Here is a 17,687-nt window from a genome sequence, read left to right on the forward strand (position 1 = left end):
TATGACCTTCTTCTGTAGGCATCCTGTTCGAAAACACATTATTTTGGAAGAAAGTATCTGCCTAATTTAAAAAATGGCAATTTGTTCAAAAAAACAGGTTAAATTTAAAGCTATGAATTATTCAGGAATTTTTATATTTATTATTTTTTTTGACAAATAAATCCCACATAATCTTTTCATCCATAAACCTTCTTCATCCTTTACAATTCTATTAAATTATCTATATTCTCCACTCTGATCTATACACTCAGAAAATCTTACTCATATCCCAAATAATTATATAATGTGCCCCAAAATATTAAGAGTACCTATAGCGACTTACCATTTTTTATTAAACTTAGTTAGGCTATTGAATAGGGTAGTGATCAATAGTACGATGCCCATGCCTATCGCTAAGAACAGGTAGCTTCTTATGGCATAAAAATAAGTTTCAAATGCGCTGCCTTCATCCAAGGCTATTCCGCCCTGATAAAGAAGCTGTCCTAAACATATGAGTAGTAGTACACTCGCTAACAATTGAAGCCAAATTAATTTAGTCATGTTTAATCTCCTTGGATAATTAGTTTACAAACCTGTGTGTCATTACTCACAGTGAAACGTCAAGTCGCTTAGTAAACTATAGCTAATAGAACAGAAGTGAACAGTAGCAAAATAATAGTGACTAAAAAATTTACACCCAGCAAACTCAAGTAAAACGAATCTGTCTTTTTTGAAATAGCCAGTTTATTTACAATGTAATAGGCAATAGAAAAGCCAATTACTGACATGGCGATTAAGTAGTAATAAAGCGGACTAACATCCGAAAAGATGCCTCCTGCCTTATAAAGTTCCCGGAATAAAGGGAATAGATTCCCAGCAGTAGCAATTATGAATATACTGAAGAGATTCCATTTGGGAGAATATTTTTTCCTCGTTTTTTCACTCATCTTTAGTCCCCATTCCAATACTTAATATTTAGTTAAATAATACCATATATATTAGGACCTATATACATGACGTGGCGTAATTTTGATGTGGCTATTTAGAAATAACTAAAAACGGTAAGCAGTTCTATTCTGCCTACCGTTTTTGCATAGTTTAAAAGCAAGTGATGAGCTGGCTTAATCCTGCACTTCCGTTTTTGTAATTAAGAAATAATAGAGTCCAAGCATTCCAGCCATGAGTAAAGCAACGAATATTGCCTGGTAGTCTATGATGAACGAGACTAGATTCATGATTATATCATTAATTGCTGAATTTCCCGCTGAATCTCCCAACGAACGAAAAGCTAGAATGGGTCCAACTGTTATGAATATAAAGAAGGCGATGATTCCGATGATAAAAGCCTTTAACTTGAATCGGTAAACGCCTAAAGCCAAGAGAACAAACAGCAGGCCTCTCATGAATTGATTCACTACATAGCCTATCGTTAAGTAGTCTGCGCTGATAGTTGAAAAATAACTCGATGCGGAATTAGCCCATTCAACTTCCGTGAGTCCTGTAGCAAATGCATATAAAAAAGAGAGTATAAGATAAATAATGACTTGGTTGATGAAGTATTGCTTTCTTGATATCCCAAATCTTAGAGACGTGTCAAAAAACATGAGTCCATCCATAAATGCATATAAAGCTAAAGCAAACGTAAAAGGGATGCTTATGATAGAAATAAGTGCAAGCCACAACGGCTGGTTAAACATAAGCGAGTCAATGTTTGGATTCATTGAGCCGGACGCGAGAAATACTAAAAGTAATACCAGTCCCATAATTCCGTAAGCAATCAAAGCTGAGTAAAAAAATGTTGTTTTTAAATTTGAAAATTGAAATTTTATTGTACGTTCCATAATATCCTCCTTAGTGAGTTTGTTGTTCAACTAATGCGTTAAATAGATTTTGTAAATCCAGTGCTTTCACTTCTCCACCGTTCATCTTAATTTGTTGTCTCTCTTCTTCAGACAACTCATCATAAATGACCTGTTCAACACGGCTACCCAAAGCATTTTCACGCACAACCTCTTTGTCTTTTATAGCATAGTTTGTGATGAGATGAGATTTTGACTGAATGTTTTCTAGCGTATCATCAATCAGTACCTTTGTATTTTTTAAAATGATGACATCGGTTAAGTAATTTTCCACTTCCTGAATTAAGTGAGTCGATAACATAAACAGACGGGGGTGTGTTGCATAATCCTCCATCATGAAGCGGAAGAAGTTTTGGCGGTTGACCGAATCCAATCCATTTGTAGGCTCATCCAAAATAGTTATAGGCGCTCGCGTCGCTAACCCTATTGTATTTTGCACCAAGGTTTTATTCCCGGTAGATAATTTTGAAAATTTATTTTTACCCTTAATATCGAAGCTAGCCAGCATACTTTCGGCATACTCTCTATCAAAAGACTCATACATATTGGCGTAAGCTTTAAGTAAGTCTTTTATCTTCCCTTGGAAAAGGCCATTGTATTTATTGACTTCTCCGCCGACATACACGATATGCTTCAGAGCCTCCGTGTTATTTTTAACATTCTCACCATTTAGTTCAATATCGCCTTCGTAACGGGTAATCATATTAAAAATCATTTTCATCAATGTTGTTTTCCCTACCCCATTACGTCCTAAAATTCCGTATACACCTTCTGTATTCTTAAAGTTTAAATCGACACCATCCAGTACTAACTGTTTGCCATATGTTTTTGTAACATTCTCTAGTTTAATCATCGTACTCACTTCCTATCCATTGGATTAATTCTTCCTTACTAATGTTCAGTTGCTTCGCTTCATACAAAAATTCGGGCAGCAGTTTGTCTTCAAACTGCTTTTTTCGTTTGTCTCTCACGATACTTTTGGCTTCTGGTGTCACAAACATCCCCAAGCCTCGTTTTTTGTACAAAATACCTTGATCAACTAATGCGTTTAGCCCCTTTCCTGCAGTAGCCGGGTTCACATTCAGTTTTTTTGAAAATTCATTTGTTGACGGCACTTTATCTTCAGCAGTCAAGCGGTTGCTGATTACCTCATTTTCAATGAACTGTGATATTTGTAAGTAAATCGGGATTGATGAATCCAATAAAAGACCTCCTTCAACTGCCTTTGTTAAGTGGTTAATTAGTTGACTAACTAACCAAGCAACATCAGTATAGAATATATTTATTTTTATTGCAAGCTTTTCTACAAAAAAAGAATCCAGCTATGTATAAGCCTGAATCCTTCCATCTTGCGAGTCTTATTTTATTATTATCCTTAGCGCTTTTTTCTAGTCTTCCGATTTACAGAATATTTCTTTTTCTTCATCATAAACAGAAACCGTTCCTGATTTGATGTCAAAATACCAGCCTTCAATTTCCAATTCCCCAGCCGCCGCTTTTTCACGTATTTCAGGGAAGCTTTTCAGGTGTTCAACTTGTTCCACCACATTAATCTGTTCCATCAGTCTGGCTTTTGCCAGTTTGTCTTCATGCTGATTGAAGAGTTCCACTTTTTTCTTTACTGTTTCCAGCGGCTTCAGATAGGTTTGGGTGTACGGCAGATTTGTCAATTCACCCCAGCCATTCAAAACAGCTGCACAGCCGCCACAGTTTGAATGCCCGCAGACAATGATTTCTTCCACACCTAAGACATCTACTGCGTACTCAATGGATGACACTGTCGTAATGTCCTGATTGCTGTTTTCGTATGAAGGGACGGTGTTGGCGATATTTCGAATGGTAAACACTTCTCCCGGATCACTATCCACTAAAATTTCGGGACTCACCCTGGAATCCGAACAGGCAATGAATAACGTATGCGGATTTTGCGTGTGTTCCAGATCGCGGTACAGGCGCTCATATTTTTTATAGGTAAATTTTTTGAAGTGGGTCAGGCCCTTTTTCAGTTCGTCTAGCATGTCTTCTCCTCCGAGTCAAATCACTAACCTACACTATACCACATCTTTATAGGTTTAGAGCGAGGAATAAACGAATAGTGCTGATTTTTTGTGACATGTCATTTGTCGAAACTAATGAGCTGAGACCCTCTCATGTACTCGGTTGATAGAAATAACTAAATAAGAAAGAAGAAACGAGACCGATAAATAGAAAGGATACAAAAAGAAAGAGGTAGCCCATTTCATAGTTGATTAAAATAATGGCAAATATGGCTAACATTAAGATTTGGATTGCTTTCATCTATAAAACCATGCGGATTATCTTATCAACCCATTCAGATTTTTCCTCAATATTGACTTTTTCACATAAGTTCCTATGTGTTTTTTTAAATTCAGGTATGAGTTTTCTTAATACTTTTAATATTTCATCAGGTCTTCTACTGCTATGCCAATCTTCTAAAAGTTCAATTTGCCAGCTATCTAACTCGCTTCTTTCGCCTTCATATTTGGACCAGTCACCAAAAGCATTTGGTTGTAATCCTTTATCCATGTACCAAGCAATTACCATAGAAAGTCTCAAATTATCTAAACAATTTAAGGCATAATATATTTCTTTCCTGTTTATTCTACGATAAACTTCATGAACATAAGCAAAGAATTTTGTTCTCCACATCTCTACTTCTTGAGCAGTTGGAAAATAAGATAGTTGCTTGGATTTTTTACATATGTCTTCTATATAGCCTTCTTGATCGCGAACTATTTTAATATTTTTCAGCCACACAGATGGTTGAATGTCCTCTTTTCTATAATAAAATGTATCTACTTTTATAAAGTTATCAAAATGAGCTACACTATAATTTGTCCAAGAAAAATCTTCATAGAATAATACATTACCCCAATTCTCAGGCCTTTTTTTCTTATTCAACCTATAGTCTTCAAACACTTCATCAGTCACTATTACACGAAGATCGATGTCTGAGTATAAATCTGTATTCTGGTTTCCTATTGATCCCCCGTAAAAAATACCTACTACATTTTTATCTTTAGATAAATCTTTCTCGATTTCTTTCAGCATGTTTAAGCGATACTTTGGAATTTTCAAATCTCTTGTAAGATGCTTATTTTCTAAATCATCCATTGCACACTCACTCCTTCAGTATGTGCTTTTCCTTAACGTATTAATCAAAAAAGATTTTAACACGACACTTACTTTTGGGAAAAATTAAATCTCCTAACTTTACCTAGTAGATTTTATGTAATCAACTATTGATGATATCTGTCCGAGGGACTCTGCTAGATTAACGAAAACAACACCTTTACCATTCGGCATACAGGTTATAAACAATGGGAAATCTTTATTATCTTCGTATTCATTGGTTATTTGAATCAAACTCTCCACACTAATAGACTCTTTTGAAAAAGTTGAAATGCTGTCTAGATTCCTTTCAAACTCACTGTATTCATGTAAAACGAAAAACTTTATATCAAACTGTTTATTTATAAAAGCAGAAAACTCAGTCGACAAATCGAGTATCTCTGTTCTGTTTTCATCCCTTCTTTTGTAGTCATTGAAGCTTTCTGATCTTTCTTTTGAAAAATATGCTTCAAACATGCTTTTCTCTTTTTTTAAGGCTTGTTGGTTAAATTCTTCCAGTGTTCGCATCAACTGAATCGTCTCCATTCTATCTGTCTGGATAATCATTTTCTAACATCTGTTCAAGGAAATCTATTTTCACAAAATCTTTATGGTTGTTTTTGTCGCCTCTATAGCTGTCTTTGGAAGAGGCTTTGTAAAGGGCCAAATACTGCTTCGGGTTCAACAGATAGTAGGTCGTGCCCTCTGATTCGTGTAGCTCCAGATCTTCCAGTTTAACTCCAGCAAAATCAGGTAAGGTATCTATACTCCCAAATTCCACAGAAAACAAACCGTCTTTGTAGAACTCGTGCTCATGCAGGTCGATGAGACGGTATCCTAAGTTATTCATCACACTTTTAATGGCTTCCCAGTCATCAATTGAGGTTTCTGGAGGCACTTCCCATCCTCTTTCATCACCCGGAACATGAATATCCAAGTCTTTCGCGTTCCAGTCCTTGCCTGTGACAATTTCCAGACCAACCGACCCCATCAACAAGGGAAGGATACCTAGAGCATTCAGTTCTTTGGCAATAATCAGAAATTCAGCGAATTTTTTAGTCACTTAATCTCCTCATTTATCCTTCAAAACTATTTATTTATATTATAACCATACCATAAGCAGTGGCTAATATACTGACTATATCCCAAAAATTAGATCGCGTTCCCTATACTCTGTCTGCATAAAAGGCTATACTAACGGTAAAGGTGAATAATAACTGGAGGCTACCTATATGACAAAGCAGGCCATTGAAATAGACGTTGCTTATAACGATTACTTTATTGAAGTGTTTACCGTTGATCCAAAAGAAATGAAAAAACTGATTCCCGTTTTGTCAGATGAAAGCCATAAAAGCTTTCAACTTGGAGAAAAAACCTTGTTTAAAAAGGATCTGAACTCAGTATCAATCGCTGGTCACGGACTTGGATTCATCTATATGGATGTGACGGAATAAAACCTAAACACAGTATATATCCCTTTCTTAAATATATCTTTTGTAGTATAATATATACAAAGATATAATAAGGAGGGCTTTACATGCTTTATGATAATGGAGTGACTAATGCAGGGAGTTACAAAATCAGGAAATCAGGAAACAGCGACATTACAACTATTCCAAAGCAAGTGAAAGAGGCGCTGGCTCTAGAAACTGGTGATCAGATTGAGTATATTATCGATGCCAAGGGAAATGTCAGCATGAAAAAAAAGGTAGAGAAACACGACATTGATGTGCTTATTGAAGAAAGCGTCTCACAGTATTATACTTTACTTGAAGATTTGGTTGATAAGTGATGAAAAACCTTACAGCAGAAGACATCATAAAAATCAACGTATACGTCATCAAAACATTTTCCCCAAAAGAACCTATTGGCGTAAAAGATGCGAGTGCTCTGCAGATGTCGGTAAACCAATTAGATCAGGAAGTGTTTGGCAAAGAGTTATATCCTACCGTACTGGAAAAAGCTGCTATACTGCTTATCAACTTGACAAAGAGACATCCATTTTATAATGGAAACAAGCGTACAGCATGGGTTGCGATGGATTTGTTTTTAAAAATGAATGGATACAAAACGTCTTTCCCGACCGAAGCTGGTGTTGATTTTATTCTGAAAGTCACAACATTTAATGAACCCTTTGATGACCTGAAAAATTTTACAGTAGACTATCTCAAGAGTAGTGGGTATGTAGTGAAGGGTTAGAAGAATATGGATAATACAGGACTGTCATTTCCAGATAGTCCTTTTTATTTGTCTATATGTATGATATAGTTTACATTAAGTTAACTTATTTATTCATTCCGGAGGACTACCATGGGCAAAAACCTTAAAATGAAAGCTGCCAGAGCGGGGCTGGACATGTCTCAAAAAGAACTGGCCGATGCCGTCGATGTGACGCGTCAGACCATCAGCGCCATTGAGCGAGGAGACTACAATCCCTCTATCAAGCTCTGCATCCGTATCTGCAAAGCTCTTAACGTGACATTAAACGATTTATTTTGGGAGGAAGACTAGATGAACCAATTTGATGAATACCAGAAATCATTGCGCCATAAATACGGCTATCACTCTTTCATGATTATTCTTGTTTTAGCTATAACTAACTTCAGTCTTCACCTCTTTTATGACTTTCAATGGGGTGAGACGCAAAGTTTGGAGTTTATTCTCTTGTTATTTTTAGCCATTGCTTACTCTATATTTATGAATGTTTACAAAGGAGCCTATTTCGCTAAAAACGAAAAGGCCATAAGGCTAACTTTACTGTTATGCTTCGGAGGTATTTTTAACATTTACCTTTCTTTTTCACCGCATTCACCTTTAATAATAAATGGATTACTTACAACAAACAGCGTTATACTCGTAAGCGGACTGATCTGGCTGTCTATTCCATCAGCTTATTTAACACGAATACTGATGGAGAAAAGACGGAATCGTGAAGAAAACTAATACATCAAAAGTACACGGCTAACCAAAAAACATACGGGGGATGATTGACTGATGATATTTAAAAAGAAACCGACAGCGCTGGATTATAAAGTGGGCTATCATTCTTATGGAGTATTGATTGCTGTATTAATGGGGAATATTTACCTGAACCTGCTTGTTGATTTCCAGTGGGCGGAAACAGTGGAAATAGAATATTTGATGATTGTCTTAGCCTCTATGTCTGTCACGATGATTATCGGCATATACAACAAGGCGCTGCATCAATTTAACCCGCTCTATAGATTCTACGCTTATGCTTTGGTCCTGTTTGGTATGTATTATGTGTATCAGTCCTTTATTTATGAAAGTCCTTTTGTCGTCAATGGACTCCTGACTATATCGGCCGCAATCCTACTCTTCGGTTTGATGATTATTCTTTCAGCAGTAACCTACTTTGTCCGGTTGCTGGTAGATAAAATAAACGGAACCCAAAACTAGCCCTTACGCATTCATTATAAATTGAAACTGACCACCTTTTAGGAGGAATACATACTAATGAAACAATACGATGAATACCAGAAGTACTACAATTATAAATACGGTTCACACTCTTTCAATATTCTCATGCTATCTATCCTTATCAATTCATCGTTGGCAACGTTTGAAATCCAGTGGGCTGAGACAAGAGAGTTGGAATACGCTTTGCTTGTCTTCCCAGCGCTTTATTATTCCCTACTGATGAATATTTACAAAGGAAGTTACTATAAAAAGAACAGTTTATCCGCCCTAAACTCTTTCTTTCTTGGCTTATGGGGAGTGATTTTCAGTCTCTGGATTATCTTTATGGGTCCAGATATATTATCATCCAGTGGACAGGTTACGTCTGGCATTGTTCCTCTTCTATTAGGTTTGATGTGGGTTTGCGGGGCGACCGTACATGCTATTGCATCTTTAATCGAAAATAAAAAAGACTAGGTTTTTATCAGTCATGACCATTAACTTAACTAGGAGGAACTCACATGATGAACCAGTACGATGAATACCAGAAACAGATGCGTTATAAATATGACTCACATGCCTTTATGCTTTTGATAGTCCTTGTGTTTGCGAACTTTATGTTCACTTATTTTAATGACTTTCACTGGGCAGATCCCATTGGCTTGGAATACTTGGTGCTATGTTTCGTAGCCGTCACTTATTCCGTTTTAATGTACATTTACCGAGGCGCGTACTTTACAAAGCGTCAAAATGGCAAACTCTATGCGGGACTCTTTTTTGGTACTGGGCTATTGAATTTATATACTGGCTTGTCTTCCAATTTTCCAATTTTTGTTGACGGAAAACTGACTTTTGACATAATCATGCCTATATCGGGTCTCATTTTCATACTAATCTCTCTGGCTTATGTAGCTAAACTGTTGAGTGAAAAACGTAAAGAAAACAGCGAAGACGATTTAGATGACGACTGATTTTAAGATGTAATCTATTGAAGGAGGACTTATTTGTGGAAAAATTTGATGAATACCAAAAACACCTCAGGTACAAGTATGGCTCACGTGCGTTCGCACTCCTTACTTTTCTTAATTTTTTAAATTATATGCTCAGCAGATATACTGATTTTCAATGGGTAGAATCAAGAGAAATGGAGTTTATGCTGATAAATTTCATAGCCATTTCCTATGCCATTACGATGTATGTCTATCACGGAGCTTACTTTAAAAAATATCAGAGAGGAATGCTATATGCTTTTGGTTTCTTGATATTTGGTCTAGTAAATTTATTTGAACTCATCTCGCCATATACTGAAACACTATCTGATGGCAGATTGACGGACAGCTCAGCTATAAATGCCAGCCAGCTCATATGGCTTTTTGGGCCGCTTGCTTACTTTGCCCGATTCTTTGTCGATAAGCGCAGAGATGCGAAAGAGGAAAAAGAAGCGTAAACTGATGGAATCAAATAGATTGAATTTATAGGGGGAGTTAGTCATGTCAGAGTCAATTTTAGCTATAACGGGGCCGACTGCGGGGATTGGGTACGGGGCTGTGAAAGTTTTAGCACAGTCTTTTGACCGCATCTTATTGTTGAACCGGAACATGGGAAAAGGGGAAAAGTTGAAGGAAGAACTCTTGGAAGCACACGATGATGTAAAGGTGGCTGTGATTAAGTGCGACTTGAGTAATCTTGCTTCTGTCCGGTCAGCCGCTGAAACAATTAAAGAGCGCTACACCCATATCGACTGCCTGATTAACAATGCAGGCATGTTCACAAATGCAAAAAAAGAAAGCCCGGATGGCTACGAACTGATGATGGCGACGAATTATTTGGGTCATTTTCTACTGACACATGAACTGCTTCCGCTAGTATTAAACAGTCCACGCAAGCAAATTATTGTTGTTACCTCAAATGCCTATAAGGCCGCACCAATTACAGAACCTTTTTTCAACCCTAAACGCTTTTCAATGGTGAAAAGTTATGGTCAATCGAAGTTAGGTACGCTTTACTTGGCTCAGGAACTGCATGAGATGTATGCCAAAGAAGGCTTGAAAACGACAGCGGTACACCCCGGTCTGGTCGCAACCAATATCGGAAAAAACAACGTGGACCCGAGAATAGAAAAACTAGTCTTTAAACTGCTCAAGCCCTTTTCCGCAACCTTAGAAGAAGGGGCTCTGACTGTCGTCTCAGCTGTTAACAACCCGGATAAGTATGCCGGCGTCTTTTCTGATAAAGGCGAGGTCAAGCCTGTTGAGGTGCATGGCAGCGACTTTGTGATGCGTCGTCGCTTTATTGATGCAACATTGGAGGAACTCGGTTTACCCCCTCTATAGTTTAGACTTAACCAGTGTTTTTAGAACCGGTAGAACCTCTTCTTCAAACCAGGGGTTCTTTTTCATCCAGCCGAGATTCAAGGGACTCGGGTGCACGAGCGGCAAGTAAGCCGGCAAATACTGGTCGAACTGCCTGACGGTTTCAGTTAGATTCTTCTCCCTCTCCTTGCCCAGATAATACTTTTGAGCGTAGCTTCCGACTAAAATAATCGTTTCGATATTCGGCATTTCTTCCAGAAGGAGGGGGTGCCATTTTTGTGCAAAATCTTTTCTGGGCGGCATGTCCCCGGACTTCGCTTTGCCGGGATAATAAAAATCCATCGGCAGATGTGCGATTGCTGAGGTCTCATAAAAGACTTCCCGTGAAATGCCCATCCACTCGCGCAAACGATCCCCACTTGGGTCATTCCAGAACAATTGTGTCTCCTCAGCTTTTCGTCCAGGAGCTTGACCGACAACCGCAATGCGTGCGTCTGTGGAAGCTTTGAAAAGCGGCTCGATGTTTCGACTTGTAAAGGCTTCGTTCATCGGATCAGCGATGATTTGGTGTTTGATTTCTTGAAATCTATTCATTTACTGCAAGAACCCCTTTTAAAAAGTTTTGTGGGAGTGTTTCTAATATTAGCGGATTTTAGTCAGTTTTTTTCAGACTGTCAATGTGCTGAGTATGCCATAAACACAGTTTATTTGACAAGTCTGAGTGTTTCTCGCGAGATTTAGTGGTAGGTAGCCGACTCAGTAAATACTTTTTATCTCAGTTGGCTGGCCTGCGCTCTAGGTGGTCGACTCACCTCATCAAGCTCCTCTCAGTCGGCTAGCCTTAGCCCAGGTGGGTCGACTCACCTCATCTGGCTTATCCCAGTTGGCTAGCCTCAGCTCAGGTTGGTCGACTCACCTCTTCAAGCTTCTCCCAGTCGCCTAGCCTCAGCCCAGGTGGGTCAGCTCACCTCTTCAAGCCTCTTCCAGTTGGCTATCCTCAGCTCAGGTGGGTCAGCTCAACTCACCAAACTTATCTCAGTTGGCTAGTCTTGCACATCAAGAGTTCATTTGCCTGTGATAATAGGAAATCCCCGCCATTTTTGGGCGGGGATCTCATTTTTAAAGAGCTCTGAAGAATGAAAAAGAAAGCTCGATAGCTTTCTTTCTTTTTGCTTAGTTTTAACCCAAAGCCACGTCCAAGACCATCATCACGGTGAAGCCGATCATCAGCCAGATTGCTGACAAGTCTTTGTTGCCATTTTCCTGAGAGCCGGGAATAACTTCTTCAACGACAACGAAAATCATCGCGCCAGCAGCAAAAGCCAAGGCATACGGCAGCAGGGGCTCAACTAAATAAACTAGCCACAACCCTAGCAGTGCGGATACCGGCTCAACCGATCCGGACAACTGACCGTACCAAAATGCGCGTCCGCGAGACATCCCCTCTCGCCTCAAAGGCATGGAAACCGCCGTTCCTTCAGGAAAGTTCTGCAGGCCCATGCCAATGGCCAGCGTGACTGCTCCAATGAGCTGGGACATATCGCCCGTCAGCGCCATCGTTCCAAAGGCCACGCCAATCGCAAAGCCTTCTGGAATATTATGCAAGGTAATCGCTAGAACCAGAAGGGTGCTTCTCCGGTAGCTTTCCGGGTGGCGCCCCTCTGCTCCTTCTGTATATGTTTCAGAATAGTCCTCACTGAGTGCCGGGTGCAAGTGCGGCAGCAACTTATCGACGCCCCACAGGAAAAATCCTCCCGCCATGAAGCCGACCGCTGCCGGAACCCACGACGGCAAGGGACCCGTTTCAGCCATCGCAATAGCCGGTTCCAATAGCGACCAGAAACTCGCCGCAATCATTACCCCACCGGCAAATGCCAGCATCCCGTCCATCATGCGCTGATTAACCCGTTTCGTCGTAAAGACAAGACCCGCTCCCGCAGCTGTCATGCCCCACGTAAACAAAGTCGCCAGCAGTGTCTGCATGGTCGGACTCAATTCCACAAACCAATTCCACATCGTCATCTCTTCCTATCTATTCTATGTACTGTATTTAACCTTATTATACTCTTTATTGTGAAAAGGTGTACCTTTTTTCACAAATCAAAACTCATTAAACTTTTCAATAAAACGTGTCATCAGATGAACATTTGTACCTGAACACTTGTAAAAAGATAGAAAGGATGGACAGTTACACGCCGCATTCGTTACACTAAAAGAGTAAAGATAAATCGCTTACACTATTTTCAAGCAGGAGGCTGTTTCATGACTCAGTTATCAACAATCATTCTAGATTCATTGCGCTTATTTATTGGAGAAAAAGTGCCCCAAACATACTATGAAGATACTTATGTTAAAAATATTAAACCGGTCCACGCCGTCGCATTACCGGTAACTAAAGACGAAGTGCAGGCACTCGTTCAGTTCGCCATTGAAGAGGACTTGAAAATACTGGCTCGCGGCGCCGGGACTGGTGTAGCTGGTGCCCAAGTGCCAATTGAAGGCAACGAACTCATCATCGATTTGCATATGATGAATAAGATTACCGAACTGGATGAAGAAACCCTGACACTGACGGTTGAACCTGGCGCACTGGTCGGTGAGATTCACCATTATGTGGAAAGTAAAGGTTACTTCTATCCACCGGATCCCGCATCCAAGCATTCCACTATTGGCGGCAATGTGGCGACTAATGCCGGAGGGCTGCGTGCAGTCAAATACGGGACCACCCGCGACTACATCAGAGAGCTGACCGTCATTCTCCCCAGCAGTGAAGAGATGACGCTAGGCAGCAAAAACATTAAAAGCAGTTCAGGCTATGATTTAAAGGATTTGTTTATCGGTTCGGAAGGGACTTTAGGCATCACGACTGAAATTAAGCTGAAGCTGATTCCTCTACCTAAAGCTAGCGTCTCCATTCTTCTTGCCTTTGACACCGTTCAGGAAGCGACCGACGCAACCTTAGCCATTCTGACGAGTGGGGCTGACCCATCGGGAGTGGAACTCTTTGAGCGCCAAGCCCTTCGCTACGCAGAACAGAACCTCGGTTATCCACTGAAATCTCAAGTCGGAGAAGCCTATCTATTGATGACACTTGACGGAAATGATCAGGCTGACTTGAGTGTTCGCGCAGAACTAATTGAGCAGATTGCCAAAGAAACAGCGCTTGAAAGCCACGTACTAACCGAAGAAGAAGCCCTTAAAAACTGGGCGCTGCGAGACAACATTCTACTGGGTCTGACGGACTTTACCGAGTTTGAATTGCTGGACGAAGTCGTACCTATCAATAAATTCGCCGAACTGATTGAAGCCACCAAACAGATGCAGGAAACACATGGGCTTAACGTATTAAACTTTGGCCACGCCGGTGACGGCAATGTTCATACCCTTCTGATGAAAGACTACTTAAGCGAAGAGGAATGGACGAGAAGACGAGCTGCCCTGCTGAAAGACTTGTACCAGAAAGTCGCCGACTTAGGAGGCCTGCCTTCTGCAGAACACGGCATCGGTATCGTCAAAAAAGAGTACATGGAAAGCATGACCGATGACGTCAACCTGAAGTATATGCGGGCGATTAAGCAGGTTTTCGATCCGGATAACCGCTTGAATCCCGGGAAAGTGTTTTAAATACTGAATAATGAATGTATAAAAAATATAAAGTCGACCTCTTTTATAATGATTAGAGGCCGACTTATTTGTGTTAAATAGCTATGCTTCAATTTTTATATCACGTTTAAAAATAAAAAACCACAACTATCCTATAAGCATTATCGATCAAAACCATAGAATGAAAACATATTACATGATACATTCCTCAATTTATAATCACTATATGTACCACATTCCGATGCCTGTTGCTAATAGAATAAGTAAAGTCACAAAAAAACCTACCCAAATCCATAGAATCACTCGACTTACTTTTTTATACATAGTGTTAGGTCTTGCACATATACATACAAATGAAAAAGGAAGACTAAATAACAATGTATTTAATTGGAGAAGACCACTAATAGTAGTTAGCAAAAAAAGAACAAAGGCTAAACGTTTTTGTTCTAAAGCTCTATAAACGAATTGGTTCAGCAATACATTCACTGAAATATCAGAATGGGTTATTTCAGTACCAGCTGGACGTAATTCATCATGGATTACTTCTTTTCTGGGTGTCTTAGAATGTTCAAACTGATGGTGCAATAGGTCCTCAATGCCATAATCGTCTTTCAAAAGCCAGTCAAAAGATACATCAAACAGTTCACTTACCAACTCTAAATTATATGCTTCAGGTCTAGTTACATTATTTTCCCATCTTGATATGGTCTGGCGTTCAACAAGCAATTGCTTAGCCATATCATTTTGCGAATACCCTTCTCTTTTTCTAAGGTATCTAATTTTTTCTGATAAGAGCATATTGGCACCTCGTTATTATATTTTAATATACTATAACATATATAAAACCACCCTTTATAGTCTCTTTTTACCGATGATTCATTAAGGTAACAGGTGGTTTCTAGGGGGAAACAGCTTGTTACTTACATAAAAAGGATAAAGCAGTATAGTTGTTAATGAAGGAGGTTGAAGGATTAAATTTATAGTTTCCTATAAATATAAGTATAGAAAACTAAAACTAGTACATTGGAGGAATTTATTATGAAGAAAAAAATAGTTGCTTTTGTATTGTTTCTTTCCCTATTGTTGGTAGTTTCTTTAACGGGAAATAACATGGCACATGCCGAAGAACATATAGATTTAAAGTTAACAGTTGAGGATTATAAATCTTTTTTACTAGACAATGACCTAGAAGTTTATCAAGAATTTAGTGATTTGAATTCTGAAGAACAAAAAGAGTTTGTCGATATAATAAGTGATCCCAAAACGTATAAGAACGATGAGAACTGGGAAGTGGAAGAAAGGACAGAAAAGGGCACCAATACTTTGAATCCTGAAAACTTTTCTTCTTTAAGTAATACTCGAACATACACTAGATATAGGGACTATAATATGACTATAATGGGTATCACAGTCACAGGGTATAGAATATCTGTTAGGTATGAGGTGAATAGTAGTAGGGTCAGTAGGATATTATCACGATCTGCTACGGTGGAAAGAAGGTTAAATCCATTGGTGCAAACTGCCCAGACTAGTTTGAATGCCTACATATCTAATAATAGAGCAAATGTAGAAGCAAGTTTTCATTATAGTATAGGACCCATTAGCGGATTGTCTGCACAAATAGGGACACTAAGAGGACACATTGCATATAACGAAAATGGATCGTTAATGAGAAATGCATGGAGAAGGGATTAGTTATGAAAAGAAGCCATAAAATTATCTATTCAGTCTTAATCATTATTATATTACTCATGCTTATCGGATTGGTGCAGTGGTTCGTACCACATTTATTTTAGCCTACAATTAAAAGTTTGTTTATTTCTTTAACTGAATATTACCGTTCAAGAATCTTAAAAGCCTCTCATTCCTATTGAACGAGAGGCTTTCTTATTTTACTGATATTTACCTAGCCTTTACTTGTACAACGGTAGACGTGTGGTTAAATCGCGTACTTCTTTCTCGACTTTAGCGAGTCTTTCTTCGTCTTCCTTAGCAGTCAATGCTTCCACAATCAGTTCGGCTATTTGTTTGCACTCCTCTTCTTTAAAGCCACGAGTCGTCACAGCCGGTGTCCCGATGCGAATACCGCTCGTTTTGAAAGGCCCTAATGTATCAAAAGGAATCGAGTTCTTATTTACCGTAATCCCCACTTCATCAAGCAGTTTTTCAGCCTGTTTGCCGTTAAGCCCAAAGTCAGTGACTTCCATCAGTAAAAGATGATTATCTGTTCCGCCACTAATTAAACGGCCTTTCGACTCTTCAAACACCTCAGCCATGGCGCGGGCATTGGCCTTGACCTGTTTCATGTAATCCTTGAATTCCGGCTGCATCGCTTCTTTAAAGGCAATCGCTTTGGCCGCAATCACGTGTTCCAACGGTCCGCCTTGAATACCTGGGAAAATCGCACTGTTCAATTTCTTGCCGAACGCCTCTTTTGCCAAAATCAGACCACCTCTTGGTCCGCGCAGCGTTTTATGCGTCGTGCTGGTGATGACGTCTGCATAAGGAACAGGATCAGGATGTTCACCTGTCGCAATCAGTCCGGCGATGTGAGCCATATCCACCAACAAAATCGCTCCGACTTCATCCGCAATCTCTCTAAATTTCGCAAAGTCGATCGCTCTCGGATAAGCACTGTAGCCCGCAATAATCATTTTAGGCTTGTGTTCCAAAGCCAGCTTTCTCACTTGTTCAAAATCAATCGTTTCTGTTTCCTTATCCACTTCGTAAGGGACGACATTATAAATTTTGCCGCTGAAGTTTACAGGTGACCCATGCGTCAAGTGACCGCCATGATTCAAGTCCATTCCCATGTAAGTGTCACCCGGGTTAAGAAAAGTCTGGAAAACAGCCATATTAGCCTGGGAGCCGGAATGTGCCTGAACGTTCGCATACTCTGCCCCAAAGAGTTCTTTTGCGCGCTCGATGGCCAGATTTTCGATGATATCCACGAATTCACATCCGCCATAGTAGCGTTTGCCCGGATACCCTTCTGCATACTTGTTGGTCAACACACTGCCCTGCGCATCCATAACCGCCTGAGAAACAAAGTTCTCCGATGCAATCAGTTCAATGTTCTCTTCCTGTCGTTTCTTTTCCAACGCAATCGTATCGAATACTTCCTGATCATAAAACGTATCTGCCACTAGTCATTCGCTCCCTTTTAGTAAAGACTTTGTTTCTTGCAGTATAGCATAATTGGACGTGTTTTTGAGAAGAATATTCAGCTGATTAGAAAACGCTTACTTTTTATTTTTTTAGTTTGTCAAATTAAGCTAGACAATGTCCAATCTGGTACATGTTCCAAAAATACTTCAACTGGTGTTTTATAGTCTAACGATTTTCTAGGTATTCTATTTCTTTTGTTAGCGATTGACGAGGC

25 protein-coding genes and 1 pseudogene are annotated in these 17,687 nt (G+C 39.5%); 12 read left to right on the top strand and 14 right to left on the bottom strand.

All coding sequences use genetic code 11. The features are described 5' to 3' along the window. Positions 1–318 precede the first annotated feature (318 nt). From ACYVLS_RS10655 to ACYVLS_RS10695, 9 genes are all read right to left on the bottom strand, one after another. The gene (locus ACYVLS_RS10655) at positions 319–540 is read right to left on the bottom strand and encodes a hypothetical protein (protein ID WP_460324336.1); all 222 of its coding nucleotides are present in this window, start codon (positions 538–540) and stop codon (positions 319–321) included. A 68-nt stretch (positions 541–608) separates the two neighbouring features. Then, positions 609–926, bottom strand: coding sequence for a hypothetical protein (locus ACYVLS_RS10660; RefSeq protein ID WP_460324338.1), 318 nt, complete (start codon positions 924–926; stop codon positions 609–611). A 174-nt stretch (positions 927–1,100) separates the two neighbouring features. Continuing rightward, positions 1,101–1,820, bottom strand: coding sequence for a hypothetical protein (locus ACYVLS_RS10665; protein WP_460324340.1), 720 nt, complete (start codon positions 1,818–1,820; stop codon positions 1,101–1,103). Positions 1,821–1,830: 10 nt separating this feature from the next. Next, positions 1,831–2,691 (bottom strand): ATP-binding cassette domain-containing protein, encoded by an 861-nt coding sequence (locus tag ACYVLS_RS10670; RefSeq protein WP_460324342.1) that lies wholly within the window; start codon positions 2,689–2,691, stop codon positions 1,831–1,833. Next, positions 2,684–3,040 carry a GntR family transcriptional regulator gene (locus ACYVLS_RS10675; RefSeq protein ID WP_460324344.1) on the bottom strand — a complete coding sequence of 119 codons (357 nt, stop codon included), beginning with the start codon at positions 3,038–3,040 and terminating at the stop codon, positions 2,684–2,686. Before ACYVLS_RS10675 ends, ACYVLS_RS10670 begins: the two co-directional genes overlap by 8 nt. 186 nt (positions 3,041–3,226) lie before the next feature. Then, positions 3,227–3,856 carry a carbonic anhydrase gene (locus ACYVLS_RS10680; protein ID WP_460324346.1) on the bottom strand — a complete coding sequence of 210 codons (630 nt, stop codon included), beginning with the start codon at positions 3,854–3,856 and terminating at the stop codon, positions 3,227–3,229. Between the two features lie 280 nt (positions 3,857–4,136). Further along, entirely contained in the window at positions 4,137–4,973 is an 837-nt protein-coding gene (locus ACYVLS_RS10685) for an aminoglycoside 6-adenylyltransferase (protein ID WP_460324348.1), read from the bottom strand. 99 nt (positions 4,974–5,072) lie between these two features. After that, positions 5,073–5,501 carry a hypothetical protein gene (locus tag ACYVLS_RS10690; protein WP_460324350.1) on the bottom strand — a complete coding sequence of 143 codons (429 nt, stop codon included), beginning with the start codon at positions 5,499–5,501 and terminating at the stop codon, positions 5,073–5,075. A 16-nt stretch (positions 5,502–5,517) separates the two neighbouring features. Further along, positions 5,518–6,033, bottom strand: coding sequence for a phosphoribosylanthranilate isomerase (locus tag ACYVLS_RS10695; RefSeq protein ID WP_460324352.1), 516 nt, complete (start codon positions 6,031–6,033; stop codon positions 5,518–5,520). 169 nt (positions 6,034–6,202) lie between these two features. On the opposite strand from ACYVLS_RS10695, the gene ACYVLS_RS10700 reads away from it, so the two are divergent. The 10 genes from ACYVLS_RS10700 to ACYVLS_RS10745 all read left to right on the top strand — a co-directional run bounded on the left by ACYVLS_RS10700 (position 6,203) and on the right by ACYVLS_RS10745 (position 10,723). Then, entirely contained in the window at positions 6,203–6,424 is a 222-nt protein-coding gene (locus tag ACYVLS_RS10700; RefSeq protein WP_460324354.1) for a hypothetical protein, read from the top strand. A gap of 83 nt (positions 6,425–6,507) precedes the next feature. After that, positions 6,508–6,762 (top strand): AbrB/MazE/SpoVT family DNA-binding domain-containing protein, encoded by a 255-nt coding sequence (locus ACYVLS_RS10705; protein ID WP_460324356.1) that lies wholly within the window; start codon positions 6,508–6,510, stop codon positions 6,760–6,762. After that, on the top strand, positions 6,762–7,169 hold the full coding sequence (locus ACYVLS_RS10710; RefSeq protein WP_460324358.1) for a type II toxin-antitoxin system death-on-curing family toxin: 408 nt from the start codon (positions 6,762–6,764) through the stop codon (positions 7,167–7,169). Before ACYVLS_RS10705 ends, ACYVLS_RS10710 begins: the two co-directional genes overlap by 1 nt. Positions 7,170–7,280: 111 nt before the next feature. Beyond that, positions 7,281–7,481 (top strand): helix-turn-helix transcriptional regulator, encoded by a 201-nt coding sequence (locus ACYVLS_RS10715; protein WP_460324360.1) that lies wholly within the window; start codon positions 7,281–7,283, stop codon positions 7,479–7,481. Beyond that, on the top strand, positions 7,482–7,913 hold the full coding sequence (locus tag ACYVLS_RS10720; protein WP_460324362.1) for a hypothetical protein: 432 nt from the start codon (positions 7,482–7,484) through the stop codon (positions 7,911–7,913). 51 nt (positions 7,914–7,964) lie between these two features. Next, entirely contained in the window at positions 7,965–8,390 is a 426-nt protein-coding gene (locus ACYVLS_RS10725) for a hypothetical protein (RefSeq protein ID WP_460324364.1), read from the top strand. Positions 8,391–8,447: 57 nt separating this feature from the next. Further along, the gene (locus ACYVLS_RS10730; RefSeq protein ID WP_460324366.1) at positions 8,448–8,867 is read left to right on the top strand and encodes a hypothetical protein; all 420 of its coding nucleotides are present in this window, start codon (positions 8,448–8,450) and stop codon (positions 8,865–8,867) included. Between the two features lie 44 nt (positions 8,868–8,911). After that, positions 8,912–9,361, top strand: a complete 450-nt coding sequence (locus ACYVLS_RS10735; protein WP_460324367.1) for a hypothetical protein — start codon at positions 8,912–8,914, stop codon at positions 9,359–9,361. 35 nt (positions 9,362–9,396) lie between these two features. Next, complete coding sequence (locus ACYVLS_RS10740) at positions 9,397–9,837, top strand: hypothetical protein (RefSeq protein ID WP_460324369.1); 441 nt, start codon at positions 9,397–9,399, stop codon at positions 9,835–9,837. A 43-nt stretch (positions 9,838–9,880) separates the two neighbouring features. Beyond that, complete coding sequence (locus ACYVLS_RS10745; protein WP_460324371.1) at positions 9,881–10,723, top strand: SDR family NAD(P)-dependent oxidoreductase; 843 nt, start codon at positions 9,881–9,883, stop codon at positions 10,721–10,723. Here ACYVLS_RS10745 and ACYVLS_RS10750 read toward each other — a convergent pair. After that, positions 10,718–11,296: a uracil-DNA glycosylase family protein gene (locus ACYVLS_RS10750; protein ID WP_460324372.1), complete on the bottom strand. Its 579-nt coding sequence runs from the start codon at positions 11,294–11,296 to the stop codon at positions 10,718–10,720. The two genes, ACYVLS_RS10745 and ACYVLS_RS10750, sit on opposite strands and share 6 nt — an antisense overlap. A 585-nt stretch (positions 11,297–11,881) precedes the next feature. Then, positions 11,882–12,718: a ZIP family metal transporter gene (locus ACYVLS_RS10755; protein ID WP_460324374.1), complete on the bottom strand. Its 837-nt coding sequence runs from the start codon at positions 12,716–12,718 to the stop codon at positions 11,882–11,884. A 246-nt stretch (positions 12,719–12,964) separates the two neighbouring features. Between ACYVLS_RS10755 and ACYVLS_RS10760 the strand changes: the two genes are divergently transcribed. Then, on the top strand, positions 12,965–14,326 hold the full coding sequence (locus ACYVLS_RS10760) for an FAD-binding oxidoreductase (RefSeq protein ID WP_460324376.1): 1,362 nt from the start codon (positions 12,965–12,967) through the stop codon (positions 14,324–14,326). Between the two features lie 201 nt (positions 14,327–14,527). Here the strand turns inward: ACYVLS_RS10760 and ACYVLS_RS10765 are convergent, their stop codons facing one another. Next, positions 14,528–15,103, bottom strand: a complete 576-nt coding sequence (locus ACYVLS_RS10765; RefSeq protein ID WP_460324378.1) for a helix-turn-helix domain-containing protein — start codon at positions 15,101–15,103, stop codon at positions 14,528–14,530. 240 nt (positions 15,104–15,343) lie between these two features. Between ACYVLS_RS10765 and ACYVLS_RS10770 the strand changes: the two genes are divergently transcribed. Next, on the top strand, positions 15,344–16,000 hold the full coding sequence (locus tag ACYVLS_RS10770) for a hypothetical protein (RefSeq protein WP_460324380.1): 657 nt from the start codon (positions 15,344–15,346) through the stop codon (positions 15,998–16,000). Positions 16,001–16,218: 218 nt separating this feature from the next. Here the strand turns inward: ACYVLS_RS10770 and ACYVLS_RS10775 are convergent, their stop codons facing one another. Together ACYVLS_RS10775 and ACYVLS_RS10780 are read right to left on the bottom strand one after the other, a co-directional pair. Continuing rightward, positions 16,219–17,451 (bottom strand): serine hydroxymethyltransferase, encoded by a 1,233-nt coding sequence (locus ACYVLS_RS10775; RefSeq protein WP_460324382.1) that lies wholly within the window; start codon positions 17,449–17,451, stop codon positions 16,219–16,221. A 119-nt stretch (positions 17,452–17,570) separates the two neighbouring features. Further along, positions 17,571–17,687 (bottom strand): annotated as a pseudogene (locus ACYVLS_RS10780) (IS30 family transposase); the annotation flags it as partial.

This window comes from Alkalibacterium psychrotolerans (genome assembly GCF_054784355.1).

What these genes read in the sequence shown, in the direction of transcription:
- ACYVLS_RS10670 (WP_460324342.1), bottom strand. Translation starts at nt 2,691, where the DNA reads ATGATTAAACTAGAGAATGTTACAAAAACATATGGCAAACAGTTAGTA.
- ACYVLS_RS10735 (WP_460324367.1), top strand. Translation starts at nt 8,912, where the DNA reads ATGATGAACCAGTACGATGAATACCAGAAACAGATGCGTTATAAATAT.
- ACYVLS_RS10770 (WP_460324380.1), top strand. Translation starts at nt 15,344, where the DNA reads ATGAAGAAAAAAATAGTTGCTTTTGTATTGTTTCTTTCCCTATTGTTG.
- ACYVLS_RS10730 (WP_460324366.1), top strand. Translation starts at nt 8,448, where the DNA reads ATGAAACAATACGATGAATACCAGAAGTACTACAATTATAAATACGGT.
- ACYVLS_RS10655 (WP_460324336.1), bottom strand. Translation starts at nt 540, where the DNA reads ATGACTAAATTAATTTGGCTTCAATTGTTAGCGAGTGTACTACTACTC.
- ACYVLS_RS10750 (WP_460324372.1), bottom strand. Translation starts at nt 11,296, where the DNA reads ATGAATAGATTTCAAGAAATCAAACACCAAATCATCGCTGATCCGATG.
- ACYVLS_RS10665 (WP_460324340.1), bottom strand. Translation starts at nt 1,820, where the DNA reads ATGGAACGTACAATAAAATTTCAATTTTCAAATTTAAAAACAACATTT.
- ACYVLS_RS10725 (WP_460324364.1), top strand. Translation starts at nt 7,965, where the DNA reads ATGATATTTAAAAAGAAACCGACAGCGCTGGATTATAAAGTGGGCTAT.
- ACYVLS_RS10720 (WP_460324362.1), top strand. Translation starts at nt 7,482, where the DNA reads ATGAACCAATTTGATGAATACCAGAAATCATTGCGCCATAAATACGGC.
- ACYVLS_RS10745 (WP_460324371.1), top strand. Translation starts at nt 9,881, where the DNA reads ATGTCAGAGTCAATTTTAGCTATAACGGGGCCGACTGCGGGGATTGGG.
- ACYVLS_RS10755 (WP_460324374.1), bottom strand. Translation starts at nt 12,718, where the DNA reads ATGTGGAATTGGTTTGTGGAATTGAGTCCGACCATGCAGACACTGCTG.
- ACYVLS_RS10765 (WP_460324378.1), bottom strand. Translation starts at nt 15,103, where the DNA reads ATGCTCTTATCAGAAAAAATTAGATACCTTAGAAAAAGAGAAGGGTAT.
- ACYVLS_RS10705 (WP_460324356.1), top strand. Translation starts at nt 6,508, where the DNA reads ATGCTTTATGATAATGGAGTGACTAATGCAGGGAGTTACAAAATCAGG.
- ACYVLS_RS10680 (WP_460324346.1), bottom strand. Translation starts at nt 3,856, where the DNA reads ATGCTAGACGAACTGAAAAAGGGCCTGACCCACTTCAAAAAATTTACC.
- ACYVLS_RS10760 (WP_460324376.1), top strand. Translation starts at nt 12,965, where the DNA reads ATGACTCAGTTATCAACAATCATTCTAGATTCATTGCGCTTATTTATT.
- ACYVLS_RS10700 (WP_460324354.1), top strand. Translation starts at nt 6,203, where the DNA reads ATGACAAAGCAGGCCATTGAAATAGACGTTGCTTATAACGATTACTTT.
- ACYVLS_RS10660 (WP_460324338.1), bottom strand. Translation starts at nt 926, where the DNA reads ATGAGTGAAAAAACGAGGAAAAAATATTCTCCCAAATGGAATCTCTTC.
- ACYVLS_RS10685 (WP_460324348.1), bottom strand. Translation starts at nt 4,973, where the DNA reads ATGGATGATTTAGAAAATAAGCATCTTACAAGAGATTTGAAAATTCCA.
- ACYVLS_RS10715 (WP_460324360.1), top strand. Translation starts at nt 7,281, where the DNA reads ATGGGCAAAAACCTTAAAATGAAAGCTGCCAGAGCGGGGCTGGACATG.
- ACYVLS_RS10710 (WP_460324358.1), top strand. Translation starts at nt 6,762, where the DNA reads ATGAAAAACCTTACAGCAGAAGACATCATAAAAATCAACGTATACGTC.